Origin of the sequence: Enterobacter sp. E12, assembly GCF_014596715.2 — a bacterium.
In the GTDB taxonomy this organism is placed as follows: domain Bacteria; phylum Pseudomonadota; class Gammaproteobacteria; order Enterobacterales; family Enterobacteriaceae; genus Enterobacter; species Enterobacter bugandensis.
Genome location: NZ_CP115601.1, coordinates 4,141,651 through 4,160,991 on the forward strand (window position 1 = coordinate 4,141,651; position 19,341 = coordinate 4,160,991).

Sequence of the window (19,341 nt, forward strand, 5' to 3'; positions counted from 1 at the left end):
TTATCCGGGATAAACCGTGATGATGTCGCCGTCATAGCCCAAGGCGCCGGTATAGAGATAACCCGGAATGTCCTGGATGATATTCAGGCCAATAAGGTGGCGGCTGGCAGGCTTTGCATCAGCAACCAGCCTCTCCATTTCGTAATACATTTCCTCGTTAATACCGGTGTCCAGCACGCCAATATCAAGGCGGAAAGTGCCGGGCGGATCGTTGGTTTCCCACCACTCGGTGACGTTAATCAGATAGCCAAGCGGCTCCACCACGCGACGCACGGCGCCAATCGTCCCTTTGTGGGCATGGATAAACCACGCCGCGCGGATCACGTCCCGCTTGGTGGCTTCCGGCCAGCTCTCGTCCCAGCGGTCAACCGAAAATGCCCATGCCAGCCACGGCAGCAAATTCGCCGGGCAGGTATCCACATTCCAGAGGTGGCGCAACGGAACGGGCGTATTTTCGATGTCCGCACAGGCGCGCGCTGCCGCGACCTCAAGGGGCGATGAGCCAACCGGTAAAAGGCGGGTGTTACTCATCGTTCCCTCCCACGGTTACGCTGTAGTGGCTGCACCATGAGGCCTGGGTTTCATCAAGCACGATGTCAGCCGCGGGTGCGGTCAGTTCCACCCGCTGCACCCCTTCTACGTGAAGAGCGGCATAAATGGCGGACTTGCGAATATCGCGTCCAAGACGATGCTGAGCCGTGATATAGGCCTGTAACCGGGTTCTTGCCGCGTTGAGTACCGGCTCGCTTTCGGGGCCGGGAAAAAGGAAAAGCGATGCTTCGATGCTGTAATCAACTATTTTGGCCGACTGGACGGTAACGCGGTCGGCAACCGGCCTGATGTCTTCATCGTTTAGGGCGTTACGAACAATAGCGATCAGCTCTTCAGACGCTATGCCGTTATTCTCCCGGGAGAGAACGGAAATCGTGACGTTCGCCGGCTGCGGGCTGATGACGGAGATGTCCGCTACCCGGCCATCGGCACTGCGGCCATGGAACTGGTACGCGCCCGTCGAACCGGCCACGCTCAGCCCTTCCGGCGCCTGCTGGATGCGCAGACGAAAATCGGTATCGGACTCCATCACAGCCGGCGTGGGTGGGAACGTGGTGTCGTCGGCAGGGGCGATCACCAGACGCGCAAGGTTAGCGTTTGCCCCAATCTGGTCCAGATCGCTGCCCGCTGCATAGGCCAACATGACCGCACGCGCGGCCTCGTTAACCCGCTGACGCCACATGACTTCCCGGTAGGCATTCTCCTGCAGGAGCTTCACAATCGGCTCTGACTCCAGCGTCAGCGTCCGCGCAATCGCCTCTCGTTCCTCTTCGGGATAGAGCGAGACAAAGGTGGCCTTTCGTTCTGCCAACAGCGTTTCATAATCCACCTCTTCCACGACATCAGGCGCGGCGAGCTGGCTCAGATCAACAATAGCCATAGCGTTTAACTCAGTGAAATGGTGATAGAAAAGGATTGTCCGGAGGTCGGGCGCGTGCCGGTGATATCGACATACAACGTCCCGTCGTTCTCCGAACGCTCGAAAGTGATTGCCGTCAGGCTTATCCGCGGCTCCCATTTCTGGATGGCGGAATAGCATGCGGACATGATTTGCAGACGCAGCGCAGGGCTCTGCGGCCTGTCGATCATCGCCGCCAGCAGCGAGCCGTAATCCCTGCGCATGACCCGCGAGCCAATCGGCGTGACCAGAATGTCGCGCACGCTTTGCCGGATGTGTTCAGCTTCTGAAATGCTCAGCCCGGTCTGCCTGTTCATTCCCCTGTATCGCACCGTCATTGTGTCCCCTTAGTCCAGCTTCCGCCGCTTTGCACGCTGCCGTGCGCGTGGTTGTCCACCTGCACCCCGTTGGAGGTGAATTTACCGCCGGAATGCTCAATATTTCCGGCCATCACACCGCCCTGCTGCACTTCAAGAGAGGCGGTAATTAACTTGTTGGTACACACCACTTCAGGCGTATCCAGCGTGATGCGGGAAGTTGACGTCACCCGCACCTCCGGCACGGTGGCGGTCAGCGATTCCGAGGCGGTAATGTCGGCCGTTTTAATGCCAGTAACCGTCAGCGCCCCGCGTTCGGGTTCGTACTCGATCACCGCGCCGTCAGGGAACGATACATGGAGCGCGTCAGACGACCCGGACGGGGCCGGATGGTCGTCCGAGAAAATGCCGGGCAGCACAAAGGCGGTATCAAGCTCGCCTCCGATGGCCAGCAGCAGCACCTGCTCGCCCTCGGAAGGCGCCCACCAGACGCGCGAACGTCCCGCACGACAGGTTAGCCAGTTCAGCCAGGTAGTTTTCATCCCGCCGGTCTGGACACGACAAAGCCCTCTGTTGAGGTCAACCTCGGTCACAACACCGATACGAATCAGATTGCGGATCGCGCGAGCGATACCGTTCATGGAAGTTAATGTATTCATGAGAAGAGAATGCCGTTCAGGAGGAACGGCAGCAACGAGACGGGGTTTTATGCGGGATGAAACAACACGGCGCGGGGGAAATTACGCCTCCCACTGGCTGACCAGCTCACCGTTGATGTACAACGACGTCGGACGCGTGACGGGCTCCGGCAGCGGCGGTTCGGGGGAATACGTCGCGTACAGAGCGCTCTTATCCTGTGCAACAAGCATGCGCTCGGTTAATTGCAAACTGATGCTGATATCCATCGTATCGTCATCGTTTAAGACGATCGCGAAGGAACATCCGTTTTTACGGCCTTCATCAAGGGTAAAAATGTCCGGCTGGTTCTCCCGAAGCCAGGCCAGCACGGGAACGAAAAATCCCTCGCTGTCGCCGGTGAAACCGCTGACCTTTGCAATCAGCTCATAGTGCTTTTCAAAGGAGAGCGAGGAGGCCAGGCGGGCGTCAATATGGCCGTTTCCGACCGACATCTGCAGGCGCTCCGGGCTGGCGTTCAGTTGGGGGATGGCGTCAATTAATGCCTGGCGCAGGCTCTTGAGTTTGTGCATCGAATTTATCCTGACAGTTTTTAATGGTTTCAACCTGCAGCGCGCAGGCGATAAGGGCATACTCAAGCCTGCGAATATCCGCGCTGAGATCGCCGTTAGTGGCGGGTTCGCTGCCCGGCATCGGGCAGAGGCTCACCTTCGGGCAGGCGTGGTAAACAATGGGCTGCGGAGGCGCAGGCGGTGCGGGTGTGCAACCTGCGGATAGCATCAGGCAGCCGAGCGTTATACCAGCGGCGTAACGCTTCATTTTCATTAAGTAATCTCCCGATAGTCGCTTCCCGTTTCGCGCTCTCCTCACCCGCAGTGACAAGCGCCTCACGGAGCCTGACCTGGGCGTTTTCGTTTGATCGGGCAATCCGTTGCGACAGGGACAGCTGATGGTTAAGCGTGGCGAGGGCATTTTTTTGCTCGCTGGCGACCCGGTTAGCCGTAGCTAAGGAACGGGACAGGGTCAGGTTGTCATGACGGAGCCACAGCGTGATGGCCAGCAGCCCGGCCAGCGCCAGCATGAGGGCTCTCATGGCAACCCCTTCGTGCACCATGCCTTCTCGCGGACACGGCGATTTTCGAGCCCGGTATTTTTAACGCCGTTGACGTACACCCAGCGGGTAAGCTGCTCGCACGCCTGCGACCACTGTTTACGCTTGATAAAGGACACCAGCGTCGAACGGCAGGCAGCGCCTGCGCCGACATTAAACGTGAAGCTCACCAGCGCGTCGTAGACCCGAGGCGGCATCTCCACCGGCGCGCACGCCGCCAGCCGCCGCTCAACGTTGAGCACATCAGCGACCAGGTTTGCCGCGGCCTCGCGTTCGGTAATGTCCCGCGTGGGCACAACGTTTGCCGTGTGGCCAATGCCTGACGTCCACACCCCGGCACTACACCGGTAGGGCGAGAGGCGGCATCCTTCAAGATCGGCAATCAACGCCAGCCCCTCAGGAGACGTTTTCAGTAACCGAAAATCAGGCATCAGCACCGCCAGGGCCAGCACGCCGGCGACGCTGCAACGCTTAATGATTGAGTTCACGAATGCTCTTCTTATCGAGGCCAAGAGATTTGAGATAGCGCCAGGTTTTTCGCTTAAACCAGTAATTCGTCAGCGCGGTAAAAATGGCGCAAAGACTTCCCACGTACAGCGCGACTTTGTCAGGAGACATCGCACCGAACCAGGCAAGCGCCACGGCCAGCCAGTAGGCGATAAACGTGGTGATTTTCTCCAGGCTCAGTCCCATAGGTTTACGGATTCTTTTGTGGGGGCGCTATCCACCTCCGGCATCTCTACCGGCGTTCCGTGAGGCAAGATAACCCCTAACTCCGCGAGGCCAGAGTTGGCCTTCAGAACGGCTTCAACGACGCCAGCCGTGCGCCCATAAAAGCGGGCGCAAACGGCATCAAGCGTGTCCCCCTGCATTGCATAGATCTTCATCAGTCGCTCCCAACATCCGGTTTCCAGGTACTGAAGAGTTTCCCGGGCCAGCAGGCTTTTCGCTATCGCCGACGGATGGACGCTCGCGGACACAACAAACCATCCGAGGGAAGCGAAGCGCGGTTCAATGGGAACGTAAAAATCTAATGAGGGTGTTCGGTCCGGGTAATAAAACCGGGTTTAGCGCCAGCTCTCGTCTTCCCAGACTTCCCGGAGAATAGTGTCCAGCGCCTCGCGATCGGCCTCTTTTTCAAGCCCCTGGAGCTCTACCCCCGTCACCGAGCCTACTCTCACGGTCACCCTCGTTGACGGAAACAGGGACCCTATTCTGCGGGTCAGTTCGCACTGAAAGGCTTCGGCGACGGACTGGCCAGCCAGCCGATCTTTATCGAGAGTAATGTTCACCCGAACGTTACTCTCTTTTTTGATTCGTTCCGGAACAGGCGATGCCGAGAAAACAACGGTAAAGGCGTTGTTCTTGATTAAATTTCCCCGCGCAATCTCAGCAATCAAATTCAGGGCAATCTCACGATCTCTTTCCTGACACGTTCCTTCTGTCGTCAGCCGAGCAATCATCTCGACTCGTTCAATCATGACCTGCTCGTTCAACTCTCTGTCCACACAACCTCCACCACGAGATACTGTATAAACATACAGTAGCATGTATTCATAAAAAGAGTGAAGCGAAAAATCAGAACCTTTAACGGTATGTACATGATATCGATAAAGATTAGCGTACTCGCCTGGTTAACAAATCCGTTAAATACCCAATACGTTCAAGGATTTTCCGCGCCTTTTCCTGATAAGAACACGCTGCAGGAAATAGCGTTCCGTCAGCTGCGCCCCTGCACCATTTGTCGTTAAAACGGCTAACGCCTCCGGCCATAAGATGCAGGGCCTCGCCCCGGCTGATGGCTATCCCGGTGGCGAGCCGTATCTCGTCAATCACCTTCTCTGGTACCCCGTTCTGCGGGTCGCTCGCGAAGACGATGGGCGACGTAGCGCCGGGGCGGATGAATTTGATGCGTTCGGTTAATGCCCGTCTCGCACGCCGGCTTAGGGGCTGAGACAGATTGTCCTGCGTACAGTTATTGACAGAACTCCGAGAGGGCTCAGGCGCATTCTTAATTTCCGAGGCCCTCTTCGGCACAATTTTCCACTGGGTGAGCCGGGTGACAATCGGGCTGCCCGCGCCGACGGCGGAGTCGTACACGCCACGAATACGGACCGTTTCCTCGCCGTACTGGTTAAACCCGGCGCGCGGTCCATACAGCGTGCGCACCTGTAAATCATCGCGACGGACAAACGGCCCTCCCTGCGCAGTAACGTAACCCGCCCAGTCACCGGCGTCGGCGGCATCATGGACGGCGGCAAACTCAACGCTCAAGCCGCGCGCGGCCTCAGTATCCGCCATACGTCGCAGCTCGCGGTAGACCGTTACCGGCGCGCCGCCGATGAACTGAAACTGACGAATGTGCCAGCGTCCCGCCCAGGCCGAAACGGCGGACGCCGTCTCCTTCAGAAGCCCGCCGCTTTCGTTATCGGTCTCGCCATCGAGCGCATAGCCGTCGATATTCTTTGAGATGTATTTGGCTATGTAACCGGTAGCACTGCCTTTCTTAGGATCGATCGCTTCCGCGTGAAAGCGCGCTCTTATGGCACTTTCGCTCTGCAGCTCAACAGCATCCTCCTGCCGCGCGTAATCCCCGATAATCTGGCGAACGCAGTCAACATCTCCCGGCAGCATAAACATCAGCATGTGCCAGTGGGGCGTACCGTCGTGATGGGGTTCCGCAACGCGGATACCAAAAATACGTCGCCCGTCCCGGTGGAGTTTTGCCCGGATACGTGCCCAGAGACGGGTAAAGTAGCCTTGCGTATCCGCCGGGCTGGCCCCGTTCCACTTAGCGTTGGAGTAGCCCGATTTCACGGTCGCGTGATACTGCGCGGGCGCGGTTAAGGTATAGAACTCGCCCACGTAGCCCAGCGCCTCACAGATATTTTCAAAACCGCGGATGCGGGTCATCAGTTCACAGCGGCGTATCGCCGGGTTAGACACCGAGGTATCGTATTTTTCAATCAGGCTGATGCGGTTGCCCTCTTCATCTTCAAGCTCCATGCCCTTGAGAAATTCGCGGGTGCGGCGCTTCTGCTCGCGCCACTCGGTCACGCAGCGCCTGCTCGCATACGCCGTTCTCTTTTTGCTGACGTTGCCGAGGGCAATCTGCAAATGCTCGCGCCAGGCCGCCGCGATACGGCGCAGGCGCCCGCGCCACCACACCTCGGAAAACATGCGGATCACCGCCGAGGCAACGTCATCTTTGTTGAAAAACGTCTTTGACACCCGTTCCCAGTGGGGAGGCGAAACGTTGAACTGCCGGGCGATCAGTCCGGCGCGCTGGTACCAGACGTAAAGCGTCCGGTATTCGCCCATCTCAGCATCGTTAATATTCGCCAGCTCGCCGCGAATAAAGCTGGCGATATCTGCGGCCAGCAGGTCGATGTCCGCGCGGGACATATCCGGAAGACGGTTATAGCGCGTAACCAGCTCAACCATCCTCGAAGCGAGGTATTGCAGAATCTGGGTGTCGAAATGGTCATTAAACACGGCCCTGGAGACCGTATTGTGCAGGCCCTTGCAGGCATAGCGTTCAGAGACCAGACGCAGGCGAGGCAACATCCTTTTGCAGAAGCGGATCGAGAAAGCATTAGCCTTCAGGCTGCCCTGATGCTGCTCGAGGGCATCAATCGTGCGCCAGACCTCGAAGCGCACGCAGTCAGGCTGCTGTGAGAGGGCAATTCTTGCCTGCTGCAGCGCCGCGAAGAGGCGATCGCGACGCTGCTGTTGGGTGTGCGTGAGGTAAGGGCTGGCAATGGCCGACCGTGGAGCGTTCCACGGATAAGCAAATGACGTCGCCAACTCATCCTCCCCGGACGTGTTTATTTTTCATCTCCGCGATCTCCTGGCATGTGATGCACAAGGCCACTCCAGGTACCGCCTTTCGACGCGCCTCAGGTATCGGCGCATCGCAGTCCTCGCACAGAAAACGCGAAGGCGATGCGGGTCGCCTGCGGGCGCTGTTAATGTGGCGCTCTCTGTCTTCCTGCTCGCGCGCCTGCGCAAGATCGATAAAATCGGCCATCAGTGCAGCTCCTGTGATTCACGCTCGTAGCGGGCTGCCTCGTGGCACAGCAGTTCGGCAACGTCCTCTCCGCTCATGCCGGTTTTGTAGATATGGCTCGCCAGCGCCTCCAGGCGCAGGGAGACCGCGAGGGCTCGCGCGCATCGTTCCTCTGTTTTAGCCTCCATCAGCAGGCGTTTCAGTTCTTCACTTCCGATCGGATAGGGGCGGTTTTCACTGTTTCGCATCACGCGTTCTCCTTAATTTCAGGCAATAGGCTGCCCGGCGGGTTTACGCCATTAGGTTTTTGGTTGGGTTATATCGGCATCGTCAGCCGTTCAGGAAATAAACTCACAACAGCACGAAAATGATTCATGGCGTTAATTAGCGCCCGTTTCTCTTCGGTCGTCAGCTCGCTGATATCGCACTCATGACGGGCGACGGGTAATCTCGCCAGGTAAAAGATGGCGGCCAGCGCCCTGCAGTTCTCCTCAAAACAGGGATCGCGCTTATCGCGCAGCTCGGCCATAAACCGTGCCAGCTCTTTTCCGCTATCGCTCCCGTATCGGGCGCGCAGTTCAGCGACGTGGTTAAGCCCGTTAAGACGTGCTCCCACGCTAAGTGGAACCCTTGCATGGGCAGCTTCTATCGCCATATCTCCCCTCGCATAAATTCACGCACGCTAATGTGCTGAAAACGCTCATAGCACGGCATTTTCCGCCGTTTGATGATTGCGATTTCACAAACCATGCTGCAAAATTCCCATTTTGATAATGTCTGCAATCATTAGCCTCTGTTTGCCAACTTCTGCCGCTGATTGCTCGAATTTGCAATGATATTAATACCCAATTGAGTATTAGTAAACACCCAAAGGAATATATTTTGATACTGGATTCTCAAGTGAATAATGAAGAGTTACTCGATAGAATCTGTCAGGTATATGGTTTCACGCAGAAAATCCAGCTGGCCCGGCACTTTAATATCGCCGCCAGCTCGCTTCAGAACCGCTACGCGCGCGGTACCATCTCTTACGACTTCGCGGTTCAGTGCGCGCTGGACACCGGTGCCAGCTTGCGCTGGCTGATGACCGGGCAAGGTGCGCAGTTTGAAGGTAACCCCGCATCGGGCGATCCGGTTTCAGTTTCGGCATTCACACTCAGTGATGGTAAGCTGGAAGAAAATACCATTTTGAGCATCGATGCCAGTTTCTTTAGCAAACCGCTGGCTCGCGGCATCGCTGTTCGGGCGGAGGGAAAGCTTCACTTTATCGAAAAAGAGGCGTCGTTAACCGACGGCCTTTGGCTGGTCGAGATTGAAGGCACCGCCAGCATCCGCGACTTAACGCTGTTACCGGGCAAAAAACTTCACGTAGCGGGCGGTAAAGTTCCGTTTGAGTGCGGTATCAACGAGATAAAAACGGTGGGTCGCGTGGTGGGGATCTACAGCGAGGTTATTTAAGGGACAGAGCGGGAAACAGTGAAAACGAAGCCATTTTGCGTATTCGCTCTCCTGCTCATATCTCGTACCTCACAAACTGCAAATCTAAAGAAATCCCCCATCGCGCCGATCATCATCCGTGTGTATTATTTCCTGTAGCTTTTACAACAACTACCCTTAACTCAAATACTTAAGCGCCAAAGCGAAAGGCATCATGAGCACACCGATCAAACGGCTAGAAATCATTAAAAATGCCATTGAACTGGAAGATGACGACATCATCCAGAGCCAGCTGACACGCCTGAAAAATGAAGCGTTTGACGATGAGCTACAGGCAATCGTCGTGGCGCTTGAGGAAAAGAACTATACCTCGGCCATGGCGGCCATAACCGCCTGGCTGCAGGGCCAACGCGCCGTGACCCAGTGGCGTGACCCACAGGTAGCCGCCAGCAAGCTGGAGCTGAAGGCGCTGGAAGAGCGTCTGCGCGATCTGATTGACCGCCGCAACGCGCGCGTGCAGCAGCTTGATGAGTTCAACGATCTCTATTTCTCCCGCCTCGGACCGCTGATGCAGCAGATCCTCGCCCTGCGTAAAACGCTGGCGGAGCTGAACCTGCGTCGTCAGCAGGCGGAGGCACGTCGTCGCGAGGAGGATTACCGCCGCTGTCAGCGCTATATGGCGCAGGCGGTGGAGGTGCTGGCGACGCTTACCCAGCGCTGGCGCGATCTCCCGGCTGACTCCGTCCAGGCCGCTCAGGCGCGTAAGCATCTGGAGCAACAAAGCAATCTGATTGCCAACCTGCTGGCCGAAGCGCTCGAACTGGAAAGCGGCTTAACGCGCGAAGAAGAGCCCGCGCGTCAGGCGCGCGACGAGGCCAACGAAGAGTACGAGAAGTATCGCGAACAGCATCACGATGCCGAAGTGCGGTTGCGCAAGGGCAAACATCTCTCGGAAGAAGATCAGAACGAACTCAAGCGCCTCTGGCGGCAGGCGAGCAAGCTCTGCCATCCGGATTTAGTCGCAGACGATCTGAAAGAGGAAGCCAACGCGATGATGGTGCAGCTCAACCAGGCCAAACAGCGCGGCGACGTCAAAACTATTCGCTCGCTGGTGGCCCGCCTGCAGCAGGGGTTCGAGCCATTGATGGCGAGCGACAGGCTGAACGATCTGGAGCGTATCCGCAAAAAAATGGCGCAGGTCCGCGAGCAAATCGACACCTTAGTGAACGAGCTGGCGGAGCTGGAAAAAGAGGAGTCCTGGCTGCTGGTATCGTCGCTGAGCAATATGGAAGCGTACTTTGCTCAGCAGGAGAAAGCGCTAAAAGAGGTATGCGCCTCGCTCGAACACCAGGTTAACGAAGCGCAAATGGATTCGGCAGCCTGATTATTTAGCGTGCCAGTATGCGCTGGCACGCACCAGATGCTGGTCAATCGCGTTGGTTTCAAACTGGCGGCTCAGGCTTTTTACCACCTTCCCTTCTCCGGTCAGCCAGATAAAGTAATCCTCCTCCGGCACGGCCAGCGCCGCCAGACGGTCAGCCACTGCCTGCTCGCTGTGGCCCACCACCCAGGTGATGTTGAAATCACTCAGGTGCGCCAGATAGTCCTTATAAGATTCGTCACCTACGGTCACCACCGCGTGAATCTCCGGACAAACCGGCAGTTTAGCAATGCTCTCTAAACGTCGACGCAGCGCCGGCATGCCGGACTCGTCGCACACGTACAGCTGCCAGGCGTAATCCTCCGGCACTACCAGCGAACCGCGCGGGCCGCCGATCGTCAACCTGTCGCCCACCTTCGCCTCGACTGCCCAGCCGCTGGCAATCCCGCCGTCATGAATGAAGAAATCGAGCGCCAGTTCATGATTTGCCTCATCGTACAGCGGCGTATAGTCGCGCGCCTGTGGACGTACGCCGTCGCCCCAGTCGATGCCTTCATCGGTGACCTTCGGCGGGACAAACGTGGTGCCAGGTGCAGGGAAAAAGACTTTGGTGTGGTCGTCGAAGCCGCGGGAGCTAAAGCCCTCCAGCGCCTCGCCGCCTAAAACAATGCGCTGAAAGCCTGCGCTAACGCGTTCAACGCGGCGCACCGTCAGCTCGCGAAAGCGCAGGTCATTACGCACGCGCTGTGGGTAACGGGTAGATGCCATTTTTAGCCTCTTCTCTGGTGAATACGATATATCGGAATTGATTTTTAAATGATAATGATTACTAATCAGTAAAAAAGCAAGATTTTTTAGATTGCATCTGAATATATCTTAGATATAGTTTAGATATATCAAATTAAGAGACATAACATGCGACATGAACACGACGGCGGCGGACGCCGACCGCGCTTTTTCGGCCACGGCGACCTGCGACTGGTGATTCTGGATATCCTGACCCGCAGCGCCAGCCACGGCTATGAGCTGATCAAAGAGATCGAGAACCTGACCCAGGGGAACTACACGCCGAGCCCCGGTGTGATCTACCCGACGCTGGATTATCTGCAGGATCAAACCTTTATCACTATTACGGAAGAAGAGAGCGGTCGTAAGAAGATTGCGATTACCGCTGAAGGACAACGCTGGCTGGACGAAAACCGGGAACAGCTGGAACAGATCCAGGTGCGTATTAAGGCGCGCAGCGTCGGCTTTGAGCTGCGCAAAAACCCGCAGATGAAGCGGGCGCTGGATAACTTTAAAGCGGTGTTAGACCTGAAGGTAAATCAGGGAGAGCTCAGCGACGCGCAGCTCAAGCAGATTATCGGCATAATCGACCGCGCAGCGCTGGAGATCTCCCAGCTGGATTAAGCCGGCGCGTGCTCGCTCACTCGGAATACGCGTACCAGCTCTTTCAGGTGCATCGCCTGCTCGTTAAGGGATGCCGCCGCCGCGACGGACTCCTCCACCAGCGCAGAGTTCTGCTGGGTGGTGGCATCAATCAGGCCAATCGCGCTGTTGATCTGCGAGATCCCTTCCGTCTGCTCGTGGCTGGCCTGGCGGATCTCGCGCAGGATCGTGTCCATCTCCTCCACGTTGCCGACCATGCCATTGATCAACGCGCTCGCTTTTTCCACCAGATTCATCCCGTCCTGGGTCTGGCTGGTGGAGCTCTCGATCAGCTCGCGAATTTCACTGGCAGACGACGCGCTCTTCTGGGCAAGCTGGCGAACCTCACCGGCAACCACCGCGAAGCCGCGGCCGTGCTCGCCCGCACGCGCCGCTTCCACCGCCGCGTTCAGCGCCAGAATGTTGGTCTGGAACGCAATGGCGTCGATCAGGTCGATAATGTCGGACATCCGGTTCGACGTCTCGTTAATCAGGCGCATTTTGCTGGTCACCTGCTTCATCATCTCCCCGTTGTTTTTGACCACCGTGGCGGCATCTGCCGAGAGATTAGTCGCTTCCCCGGTGTGCGAGGCGGTGTTTTTCACCGTCGCGGTGATCTGCTCCATCGAGGCGGCGGTCTGTTCAACGGAACTTGCCTGCTCCTCGGTGCGCGCGGCAAGATCCTGGTTACCGGCGACAATCTGCGCGGCTGCGCTGGAGATATTCTCCGAGCCTGTTTGCACCTGCTGCACAATATCCAGCAGGCGGTTTTTCATCTCCATCAGCGCGTGCAGCAATAGGCCCGTTTCGTCTTTGCCGTGCGGCGTGATGCTGCCCGTCAGGTCGCCCTCTGAAATGGCATTGGCAAAATTCACCGCCTCGCCGAGTGGGCGGGTAATAGCGCGCACGATAAACCAGCCAATCAGGCTGCCAGCGGCGACGCTAAAGAGGGTGATCAGGATCAGCAGCAGTCGGCTGGACCTGAAGTCTCCTTCCACCTGCGCCCCCGCGCTCTGCATCTCATGGTTCTGAATCGCAATCAGCTCCTGCACTTTAGCTTTATAGGCCTGCTGCACGGTGAGGGTATGGGTCATCATCTCCTGGATAGCACCCGCACGGTCATTATTCTGCACCGCCTGCAAAATGCGATAGCGCGAGTCCAGATACTGCTGACGAACGTCGCGGATCTCGGCAAGGACCTGCTGCGATTTCGGGTCCTGCAACACCGTATTCAGCTCGCCCAAAATCACCGTGATATGCTCGCTGATCTCTTTAAGATGCTGCTGCGACTGTGCCGTGTACGTTCCCTGTTCATCCAGCAGCATGAGCTGCTGAGTGCTAATAAATTCCTGGAAGTTGTCGATTAACTGGTTCGCTTTAACCGTGGTGGGATAATCATGGGTAATGATGGATTGCATCCCGTTGTTAGCCCGGTTCAGGCTCAGTAAGGACATACTGGCGCTGATCACCATCAGGACAATAAAGAATCCAAACGCCAGAAATAATTTCGTGCCGATCTTTACGTCATGTAAGAACATATTTACTCCATCGATGTGATTATTTCTCAGACGATCGCTGTTATCGGTAACGAATCCGCTAACTTTATGACTTTGATCGTTTTTTTATTTCATAACCATCACAATGGATAGGTAGAGACTATTAATTCCGCCCCATCGATCGTTACCAGACCACCAGAACAGGGTTTTGCAAAATAGCATCGGGGAAAACTGACTTAGGCAGGAATAAATAACTGAGGCAATTTCTTTAGTTACTTAATATCTCATTAACAATAAATAACATTAATAGTCACAATCACAAATAAAAAAGCCGTTTATTCCTTACGGTATAAACGACTTTTCCGGAACATTACTGGCTCAATGGAGCACCGTCACCGCATCCTTAAGACGCCCGGCGCGGTGTTTCACCATGGCAGAGATGTGCGCGCTCTCCTCGACCAGGTCGGCATTTTTTTGCGTAATGCTGTCCAGTTCCGCCACCGCGCGGGTTAGCTCTGACAACCCGGTCGCCTGTTCGGACGTCGAGTGGCTGATCTGCGCGATGAGCTGCGTGACGTTTTTCACCTGCTCGACAATGTCATCCATCGTGCGGCCTGCGGCGTGCACCTGCTCGGAGCCGGACTGTACCCTGCTGGCGCTGGCATCAATCAGCTTGCGGATATCGTTAGCCGCATTCGCGCTGCGGCTGGCAAGGTGGCGAACTTCCCCCGCGACCACGGCAAAGCCTTTCCCCTGCTCGCCGGCTCTTGCCGCTTCAACGGCCGCATTCAGCGCCAGGATATTGGTCTGGAAAGCGATGTCGTTAATCAGGGAGGTAATCGAGCCGATGCGCTGCGTGCTATCGGCGATGTCATCCATCGTTTTCACCACGGTCTGCATCGCGTTGCCGCCTTTCGTCGCCGCGCTGCTCGCGGCGACGGAGAGTTTGTCCACTTCGGCGGCGGTTTCTGAGTTGCTCTGAACGGAAGCGGCCATCTGGTTCATCGTTGCGACGGTCTGCTGCACGTTCGCCACGGTCTGACGCGTACGATCGTTCAGCGCTTCGTTCCCCTGCGCCAGCCTGTCGCTGCCGTCACGGACGCTCATCACCTGGCTTGAGACGTCATTGATGAGCCAGCGGCACATCAGCCCCAGTTGTCCTACCGCGCGCAGGGTCAGCCCCAGCTCGTCGCTGCGGTTCAGATGCTGCACGCTGTTGCGCTCGCCGGTCGCCACCTTCAGCGCCTGATGCGCGACGTTTTCGATCGGGCGGACAATTTGCTGCTCAAACAGCAGCGTTCCCAGCAGCGTTATCACGGCGGCCGCGGCGAGCGGCACCCAGCCTGCGGAGGTGGTCACCAGGGTAGCGGCAAGCGCGGCAAAGAGCACCGCCATCACGCTGCGTACGCGCCAGCGTAGCGGCATGGAAGGAAGTTTACCCAACCAGCCCTTACGCACCACCAGTCCTTTTTGGATGCGTTTTTTACAGCTCCCGTTATTCAGCGCCCGGTAGAGCGGCTCTACGGCAGCGATCTCTTCCTCCGTGGCTTTGGTGCGGATCGACATATACCCCGTCACCTGCCCATTCCGCACCATCGGTACCGCATTCGCGCGCACCCAGTAATGATCGCCATTCTTACGTCGGTTTTTGACAATGCCACTCCACGGCTCACCCTGCTGCAGGGTGTACCACATATCGGCAAACGCCGCTTTTGGCATGTCGGGATGGCGCACCAGATTGTGCGGCTGGCCCATCAACTCATCAAGCTGATAGCCGCTCACCTGCACAAAGGTGTCGTTCGCATGGGTCATATAGCTGTGGACGTCGGTGGTCGACATTAAGGTGGTGTCATCGTCCAGAGGATAATTATTCTGGGTGACACAGGAAGGAGAAGACATGACGGGCATTCCTTGCAGGTTATTCGAATGTTAATTTTGTGGTTTATTGTTTTTTCGGCGGTAAACAATTTATCTTTAGTTGTTAAACTTGATGGAGATCGCAGATTTCACTTAAACCGCACTTTTTGTGAGATTTTATAATTCATTGATTCCAAATACTTTCGCAAAGAAATTACCTATAAAGCATGACCTGTTAACGCCCACTTAAGCCGCAAGCCATGCACTCCTTTAGTGCAATTGCCTTTTTATGCACCTGAGAATGCGGGTTGCCCTGTACCCCTAAATCCCGTTTCGATTGCTCCGGCATGATTAAATATTGCGCAACATAATTTTAACCTGGCGTTTATCCCGATTTTCGTTAAGTCATCTGAAGTGGCGTAATCCCTGCAATACTTAACTCAGTATCATGTGATACGCGATCCCCGGGAGCATATTTTGAACAGGTTACCTTCCAGCGCCTCGGCTCTTGCCTGTACCGCGCACGCACTGAATCTCATTGAGAAGCGAACGCTCGATCATGAGGAGATGAAACAACTTAACCGAGAGGTCATTGATTACTTTAAAGAGCATGTGAATCCTGGTTTTCTGGAGTATCGCAAATCTGTTACCGCCGGCGGGGATTACGGAGCCGTAGAGTGGCAAGCGGGAAGTCTCAACACGCTTGTCGACACCCAGGGACAGGAGTTTATAGATTGCCTGGGTGGTTTCGGTATCTTTAACGTGGGGCACCGTAATCCAGTAGTGGTTTCCGCCGTACAGAATCAACTTGCGAAACAACCTCTCCATAGCCAGGAACTGCTCGACCCGCTTCGCGCCATGCTCGCGAAAACGCTGGCGGCCTTAACGCCCGGCAAGCTGAAATACAGCTTCTTCAGCAACAGCGGCACCGAGTCGGTCGAAGCGGCGATTAAGCTCGCCAAAGCGTACCAGTCGCCGCGCGGGAAATTTACCTTTATCGCCACCAGCGGCGCGTTCCACGGGAAATCCCTGGGCGCACTGTCGGCGACCGCCAAATCCACCTTCCGCAAACCGTTTATGCCGCTGCTGCCGGGCTTCCGCCACGTGCCGTTCGGTGACATTAACGCCATGCGCACCGTGCTGAGTGAATGCCGCAAAACCGGCGACGACGTGGCGGCGGTGATCCTGGAGCCGATTCAGGGCGAAGGCGGCGTCATCCTGCCTCCGCAGGGCTATCTGCCCGCCGTGCGACAGCTGTGCGATGAGTTTGGCGCGCTGCTGATCTTCGACGAAGTCCAGACCGGGATGGGGCGCACGGGCAAGATGTTTGCCTGCGAGCATGAGAACGTTCAGCCGGACATCCTGTGCCTGGCGAAAGCGTTGGGCGGCGGCGTGATGCCAATAGGTGCGACGGTGGCGACGGAAGAGGTCTTCTCTGTGCTGTTCGACAACCCGTTCCTGCATACCACCACCTTTGGCGGTAACCCGCTGGCCTGCGCGGCGGCGCTGGCGACCATCAACGTGCTGCTGGAGCAAAACCTGCCTGCGCAGGCGGAGCAGAAAGGCGACATGCTGCTGGACGGCTTCCGCCAGCTGGGCCGGGAATACCCGGACCTGGTGCAGGAGGCCCGCGGCAAAGGGATGCTGATGGCAATTGAATTTGTTGATAACGAAATCGGCTACAGCTTCGCGAGCGAGATGTTCCGCCAGCGGGTGCTGGTGGCCGGGACGCTCAACAACTCGAAAACCATCCGCATTGAGCCACCGCTGACGCTCACCGTTGAGCAGTGTGAGCAGGTGCTGAAAGCGGCGCGCAAAGCGCTGGCAGCCCTGCGCGTGAGCGTGGCAGAGGCGTAATAATGAGCCCCCCTATTTAGTGGGGGCTCCTGTTATTTCTTAACGTAATAAAATAATCATTACGGCAACATTTACCACAACCGTAAATAAATCAGGGACTGATAATAGTTATTCAAACGGTATTCGTATGCCTCGCTACTGATATCACCGATTTCACATATTATATATTCACATAAATTAATATAACCCCGGCAAATAGGTTCCCATAGATTAAGATTATTTTAATCATAAATTAAGAAGTTCTAATAAAAACACCGAACAAATAGATTGCATTACCTTCGGTACATTTCTACCATGTGAGAATTAAATTATAAATTACGATACCAAAATGTCTAATATAATATTTTACTGTTGATATTTTTGGATGTATAGCAAGGCCCTTCTGGTATTCCAGATATTATTAACGTTAATTTTTTTTTAAAAGGATTTCTATGAAGAAGCAATTGTTGGGTATGGCTGTGACTACAGCGTTGTTGGGCGGCCTGGCGATGAACGCTCAGGCTGATACCGTAACCGTCTCCGGCGGTACGGTGAACTTCGTCGGTCAGGTGGTTAACGCCGCGTGTTCCGTTGCGGCTGATTCCGTCGATCAGACCGTCATTTTGAGCCAGGTTCGCACTGTCAAACTGACCGCTGCCGGTATGCAGGCAAATCAAAAAGAAGATTTCAGCATCGTGCTGGAAGATTGCGACACGACCGTCAGCCAAAACGCTGCGGTTATCTTTAACGGCCAACAGGATGCCGCTCAGGTTGGCTCCCTGGCGAATACCGCAGGCGCAGGTGCCGCCACCAACGTTGCTCTGCAACTGTTTGGCCCAGATGGCAACACGCTGAAGCTGGGTGAGACGTCCTCCTCCACAAAACTCATCAACGGCGAAAATATCATTCCTCTGAGCGTGGACTACATCGCGACGGGAGCCGCAACACCCGGTAACGTCTCATCCACGGCAACATTCCAGATGGTTTACTCCTGATTCGCTAACGTCTGTGACACCTCTCTGACGGAGAGGTGTTACGCGTTCAATGGAAATTTAGCGAATGATGAAGTATGCCACTCAATACGTATTACTCGCTCTGGGCCTGATAGCGTGTACTTCAGGGCATGCTTTGGCGAGTGAAGATGGGCAGGTCACCTTTATGGGTCAGGTCGTTAATGCCGCCTGTACCGTGAACACCGACAGCCAGGATCTGGTCGTTCACATGGGGCAGGTACGTAGCAGCCAGTTCATCTCGACCGGGGACTGGGCTATGCCGACGCCTTTTCAAATCAAACTTGAAGAGTGTGATGCCAGCGTAAGCCAACGTGCCGGCGTACTGTTTTACGGAGAGACGGCGTTAAAAGATCCCCAGATCTTTCATGCCGGCAAGGGTGCAGGGGCCGCGAAGGGTATTGGGATAGGTATTTTTGATGCGACAGGTCATCTGCTCATTCCGGGTACCACGCCCCTCTGGAAAGCTCCCCTCCAAGGGGGTGAGAACGTGCTGAGATTCATCGCGAAATATCGGTCGACAGCCCCTCACGTGCAGGCAGGAAATGCCGATGCGCAGATCTGGTTTAACGTCATCTATCAATAAAATGCATAAAGTCGTCTCATTGAGAGAATAAAGAGAAAATGAAAGGATTCATGATTAATCAATTACGTGCTGGCTTATTCATGGCCGCAACGTTTACGCTTACAGCAGGTATGACACCTGATGCAAATGCCGGCGGCATCGCCCTGGGAGCCACTCGTGTCATTTATCCTCAGGGTGATAAACAGGCATCACTACCTGTTATTAACTCGTCAAGTAATAATACATTCCTGATTCAGACTTGGGTGGCCAATGCTGATGGTGTAAAATCTTCTGATTTTATTATTACCCCACCGCTGTTTGTTATACACCCTAAAAAAGAAAATACGTTACGTATTATGTATGCGGGGCCGGACCTGCCCACCGATCGTGAAAGCGTATTTTATCTTAACAGTAAAGCAATTCCCTCTATTGATAAAAGTAAGCTAAATGGGAACACGCTACAGATTGCCACGCAAAGCGTAATAAAACTGTTTGTCCGTCCGAAAAAATTGGCGTCTCTCTCCGCCGATGCGCCCAAAACACTCTCCTGCCAGACAGCCAACGGCCAGGTGTCCATTAAAAATCCGTCCCCCTATTACGTTTCGCTTGTGCAGTTTTTCGTCGGTGATACACAACTGCCAAATTCGATGGTGGCCCCCTTCAACACCCTTACCCTGCCTGTTCCAGGCGGCGGTGCCGGGCGCGTCAGGTTCCAGACGGTGAATGATTTTGGCGCTAATACGCCCGCACAAACGTGTTCTTGATAGCAGACTGGAAAACACGATCTGCATGCAGACAAAAAGTGCCT

General features: G+C 55.6%; 25 protein-coding genes. 7 read left to right on the forward strand and 18 right to left on the reverse strand.

The window, feature by feature from the left end; genetic code table 11:
* From IB212_RS19745 to IB212_RS19815, 15 genes are all read right to left on the reverse strand, one after another.
* A complete protein-coding gene (locus tag IB212_RS19745; RefSeq protein ID WP_041908042.1) occupies window positions 1-531 on the reverse strand; it encodes a phage tail protein I in 531 nt (176 codons plus the stop codon).
* The gene (locus IB212_RS19750; RefSeq protein WP_041908040.1) at window positions 524-1,432 is read right to left on the reverse strand and encodes a baseplate assembly protein; all 909 of its coding nucleotides are present in this window, start codon (window positions 1,430-1,432) and stop codon (window positions 524-526) included. Before IB212_RS19750 ends, IB212_RS19745 begins: the two co-directional genes overlap by 8 nt.
* A 5-nt stretch (window positions 1,433-1,437) precedes the next feature.
* Window positions 1,438-1,788 (reverse strand): GPW/gp25 family protein, encoded by a 351-nt coding sequence (locus tag IB212_RS19755; RefSeq protein ID WP_041908038.1) that lies wholly within the window; start codon window positions 1,786-1,788, stop codon window positions 1,438-1,440.
* Window positions 1,785-2,426 (reverse strand): phage baseplate assembly protein V, encoded by a 642-nt coding sequence (locus IB212_RS19760; protein ID WP_041908037.1) that lies wholly within the window; start codon window positions 2,424-2,426, stop codon window positions 1,785-1,787. The genes IB212_RS19755 and IB212_RS19760 overlap by 4 nt, the downstream gene beginning before the upstream one ends.
* 81 nt (window positions 2,427-2,507) lie before the next feature.
* Window positions 2,508-2,975 carry a phage tail protein gene (locus IB212_RS19765; RefSeq protein WP_188245723.1) on the reverse strand — a complete coding sequence of 156 codons (468 nt, stop codon included), beginning with the start codon at window positions 2,973-2,975 and terminating at the stop codon, window positions 2,508-2,510.
* Window positions 2,938-3,183, reverse strand: coding sequence for an Rz1-like lysis system protein LysC (gene lysC / locus IB212_RS19770; protein ID WP_075202980.1), 246 nt, complete (start codon window positions 3,181-3,183; stop codon window positions 2,938-2,940). The genes IB212_RS19765 and lysC overlap by 38 nt, the downstream gene beginning before the upstream one ends.
* Entirely contained in the window at window positions 3,071-3,496 is a 426-nt protein-coding gene (lysB, locus tag IB212_RS19775) for an Rz-like lysis system protein LysB (protein WP_045631363.1), read from the reverse strand. Before lysB ends, lysC begins: the two co-directional genes overlap by 113 nt.
* Window positions 3,493-4,002: a lysozyme gene (locus tag IB212_RS19780; protein WP_048958925.1), complete on the reverse strand. Its 510-nt coding sequence runs from the start codon at window positions 4,000-4,002 to the stop codon at window positions 3,493-3,495. The genes lysB and IB212_RS19780 overlap by 4 nt, the downstream gene beginning before the upstream one ends.
* The gene (locus tag IB212_RS19785) at window positions 3,986-4,207 is read right to left on the reverse strand and encodes an HP1 family phage holin (RefSeq protein ID WP_045260131.1); all 222 of its coding nucleotides are present in this window, start codon (window positions 4,205-4,207) and stop codon (window positions 3,986-3,988) included. Before IB212_RS19785 ends, IB212_RS19780 begins: the two co-directional genes overlap by 17 nt.
* Complete coding sequence (locus IB212_RS19790; RefSeq protein WP_042715252.1) at window positions 4,198-4,401, reverse strand: tail protein X; 204 nt, start codon at window positions 4,399-4,401, stop codon at window positions 4,198-4,200. The genes IB212_RS19785 and IB212_RS19790 overlap by 10 nt, the downstream gene beginning before the upstream one ends.
* A gap of 180 nt (window positions 4,402-4,581) precedes the next feature.
* Window positions 4,582-5,022 (reverse strand): DinI-like family protein, encoded by a 441-nt coding sequence (locus tag IB212_RS19795; RefSeq protein ID WP_041908026.1) that lies wholly within the window; start codon window positions 5,020-5,022, stop codon window positions 4,582-4,584.
* A 109-nt stretch (window positions 5,023-5,131) separates the two neighbouring features.
* The gene (locus IB212_RS19800) at window positions 5,132-7,321 is read right to left on the reverse strand and encodes a replication endonuclease (protein ID WP_041908024.1); all 2,190 of its coding nucleotides are present in this window, start codon (window positions 7,319-7,321) and stop codon (window positions 5,132-5,134) included.
* 1 nt (window position 7,322) lies between these two features.
* The gene (locus tag IB212_RS19805; RefSeq protein ID WP_041908022.1) at window positions 7,323-7,544 is read right to left on the reverse strand and encodes a TraR/DksA family transcriptional regulator; all 222 of its coding nucleotides are present in this window, start codon (window positions 7,542-7,544) and stop codon (window positions 7,323-7,325) included.
* Window positions 7,544-7,771: a DUF2732 family protein gene (locus tag IB212_RS19810; protein WP_041908021.1), complete on the reverse strand. Its 228-nt coding sequence runs from the start codon at window positions 7,769-7,771 to the stop codon at window positions 7,544-7,546. The genes IB212_RS19805 and IB212_RS19810 overlap by 1 nt, the downstream gene beginning before the upstream one ends.
* A 68-nt stretch (window positions 7,772-7,839) precedes the next feature.
* Window positions 7,840-8,178 carry a DUF5347 domain-containing protein gene (locus IB212_RS19815; protein ID WP_041908020.1) on the reverse strand — a complete coding sequence of 113 codons (339 nt, stop codon included), beginning with the start codon at window positions 8,176-8,178 and terminating at the stop codon, window positions 7,840-7,842.
* A 227-nt stretch (window positions 8,179-8,405) separates the two neighbouring features.
* Here IB212_RS19815 and IB212_RS19820 point away from each other — a divergent pair, with 227 nt between their 5' ends.
* Both IB212_RS19820 and IB212_RS19825 read left to right on the forward strand, forming a co-directional pair.
* Complete coding sequence (locus IB212_RS19820; RefSeq protein ID WP_041908019.1) at window positions 8,406-8,981, forward strand: phage repressor protein CI; 576 nt, start codon at window positions 8,406-8,408, stop codon at window positions 8,979-8,981.
* A gap of 193 nt (window positions 8,982-9,174) precedes the next feature.
* Window positions 9,175-10,344 carry a DNA repair protein gene (locus tag IB212_RS19825; protein ID WP_041908017.1) on the forward strand — a complete coding sequence of 390 codons (1,170 nt, stop codon included), beginning with the start codon at window positions 9,175-9,177 and terminating at the stop codon, window positions 10,342-10,344.
* Here IB212_RS19825 and IB212_RS19830 read toward each other — a convergent pair whose 3' ends face one another.
* Window positions 10,345-11,109: a siderophore-interacting protein gene (locus IB212_RS19830; protein WP_041908015.1), complete on the reverse strand. Its 765-nt coding sequence runs from the start codon at window positions 11,107-11,109 to the stop codon at window positions 10,345-10,347.
* Between the two features lie 147 nt (window positions 11,110-11,256).
* Between IB212_RS19830 and IB212_RS19835 the strand changes: the two genes are divergently transcribed.
* A complete protein-coding gene (locus IB212_RS19835) occupies window positions 11,257-11,751 on the forward strand; it encodes a PadR family transcriptional regulator (protein ID WP_041908013.1) in 495 nt (164 codons plus the stop codon).
* Here IB212_RS19835 and IB212_RS19840 read toward each other — a convergent pair.
* Together IB212_RS19840 and IB212_RS19845 are read right to left on the reverse strand one after the other, a co-directional pair.
* Window positions 11,748-13,307, reverse strand: a complete 1,560-nt coding sequence (locus tag IB212_RS19840; protein ID WP_028014479.1) for a methyl-accepting chemotaxis protein — start codon at window positions 13,305-13,307, stop codon at window positions 11,748-11,750. The genes IB212_RS19835 and IB212_RS19840 overlap by 4 nt on opposite strands.
* Window positions 13,308-13,643: 336 nt before the next feature.
* Window positions 13,644-15,164, reverse strand: coding sequence for a PAS domain-containing methyl-accepting chemotaxis protein (locus IB212_RS19845; RefSeq protein ID WP_060572079.1), 1,521 nt, complete (start codon window positions 15,162-15,164; stop codon window positions 13,644-13,646).
* Between the two features lie 435 nt (window positions 15,165-15,599).
* On the opposite strand from IB212_RS19845, the gene ygjG reads away from it, so the two are divergent.
* The 4 genes from ygjG (at window position 15,600) to IB212_RS19865 (ending at window position 19,297) form a co-directional block, all read left to right on the forward strand.
* Complete coding sequence (ygjG, locus tag IB212_RS19850; RefSeq protein ID WP_048339182.1) at window positions 15,600-16,979, forward strand: putrescine aminotransferase; 1,380 nt, start codon at window positions 15,600-15,602, stop codon at window positions 16,977-16,979.
* 431 nt (window positions 16,980-17,410) lie between these two features.
* Window positions 17,411-17,953, forward strand: coding sequence for a fimbrial protein BcfA (locus IB212_RS19855; RefSeq protein WP_041908007.1), 543 nt, complete (start codon window positions 17,411-17,413; stop codon window positions 17,951-17,953).
* A gap of 64 nt (window positions 17,954-18,017) precedes the next feature.
* Entirely contained in the window at window positions 18,018-18,554 is a 537-nt protein-coding gene (locus IB212_RS19860) for a fimbrial protein (RefSeq protein WP_223239606.1), read from the forward strand.
* An 80-nt stretch (window positions 18,555-18,634) separates the two neighbouring features.
* Window positions 18,635-19,297 (forward strand): fimbria/pilus periplasmic chaperone, encoded by a 663-nt coding sequence (locus tag IB212_RS19865; protein ID WP_181013178.1) that lies wholly within the window; start codon window positions 18,635-18,637, stop codon window positions 19,295-19,297.
* The last annotated feature ends 44 nt before the right edge of the window (window positions 19,298-19,341 follow it).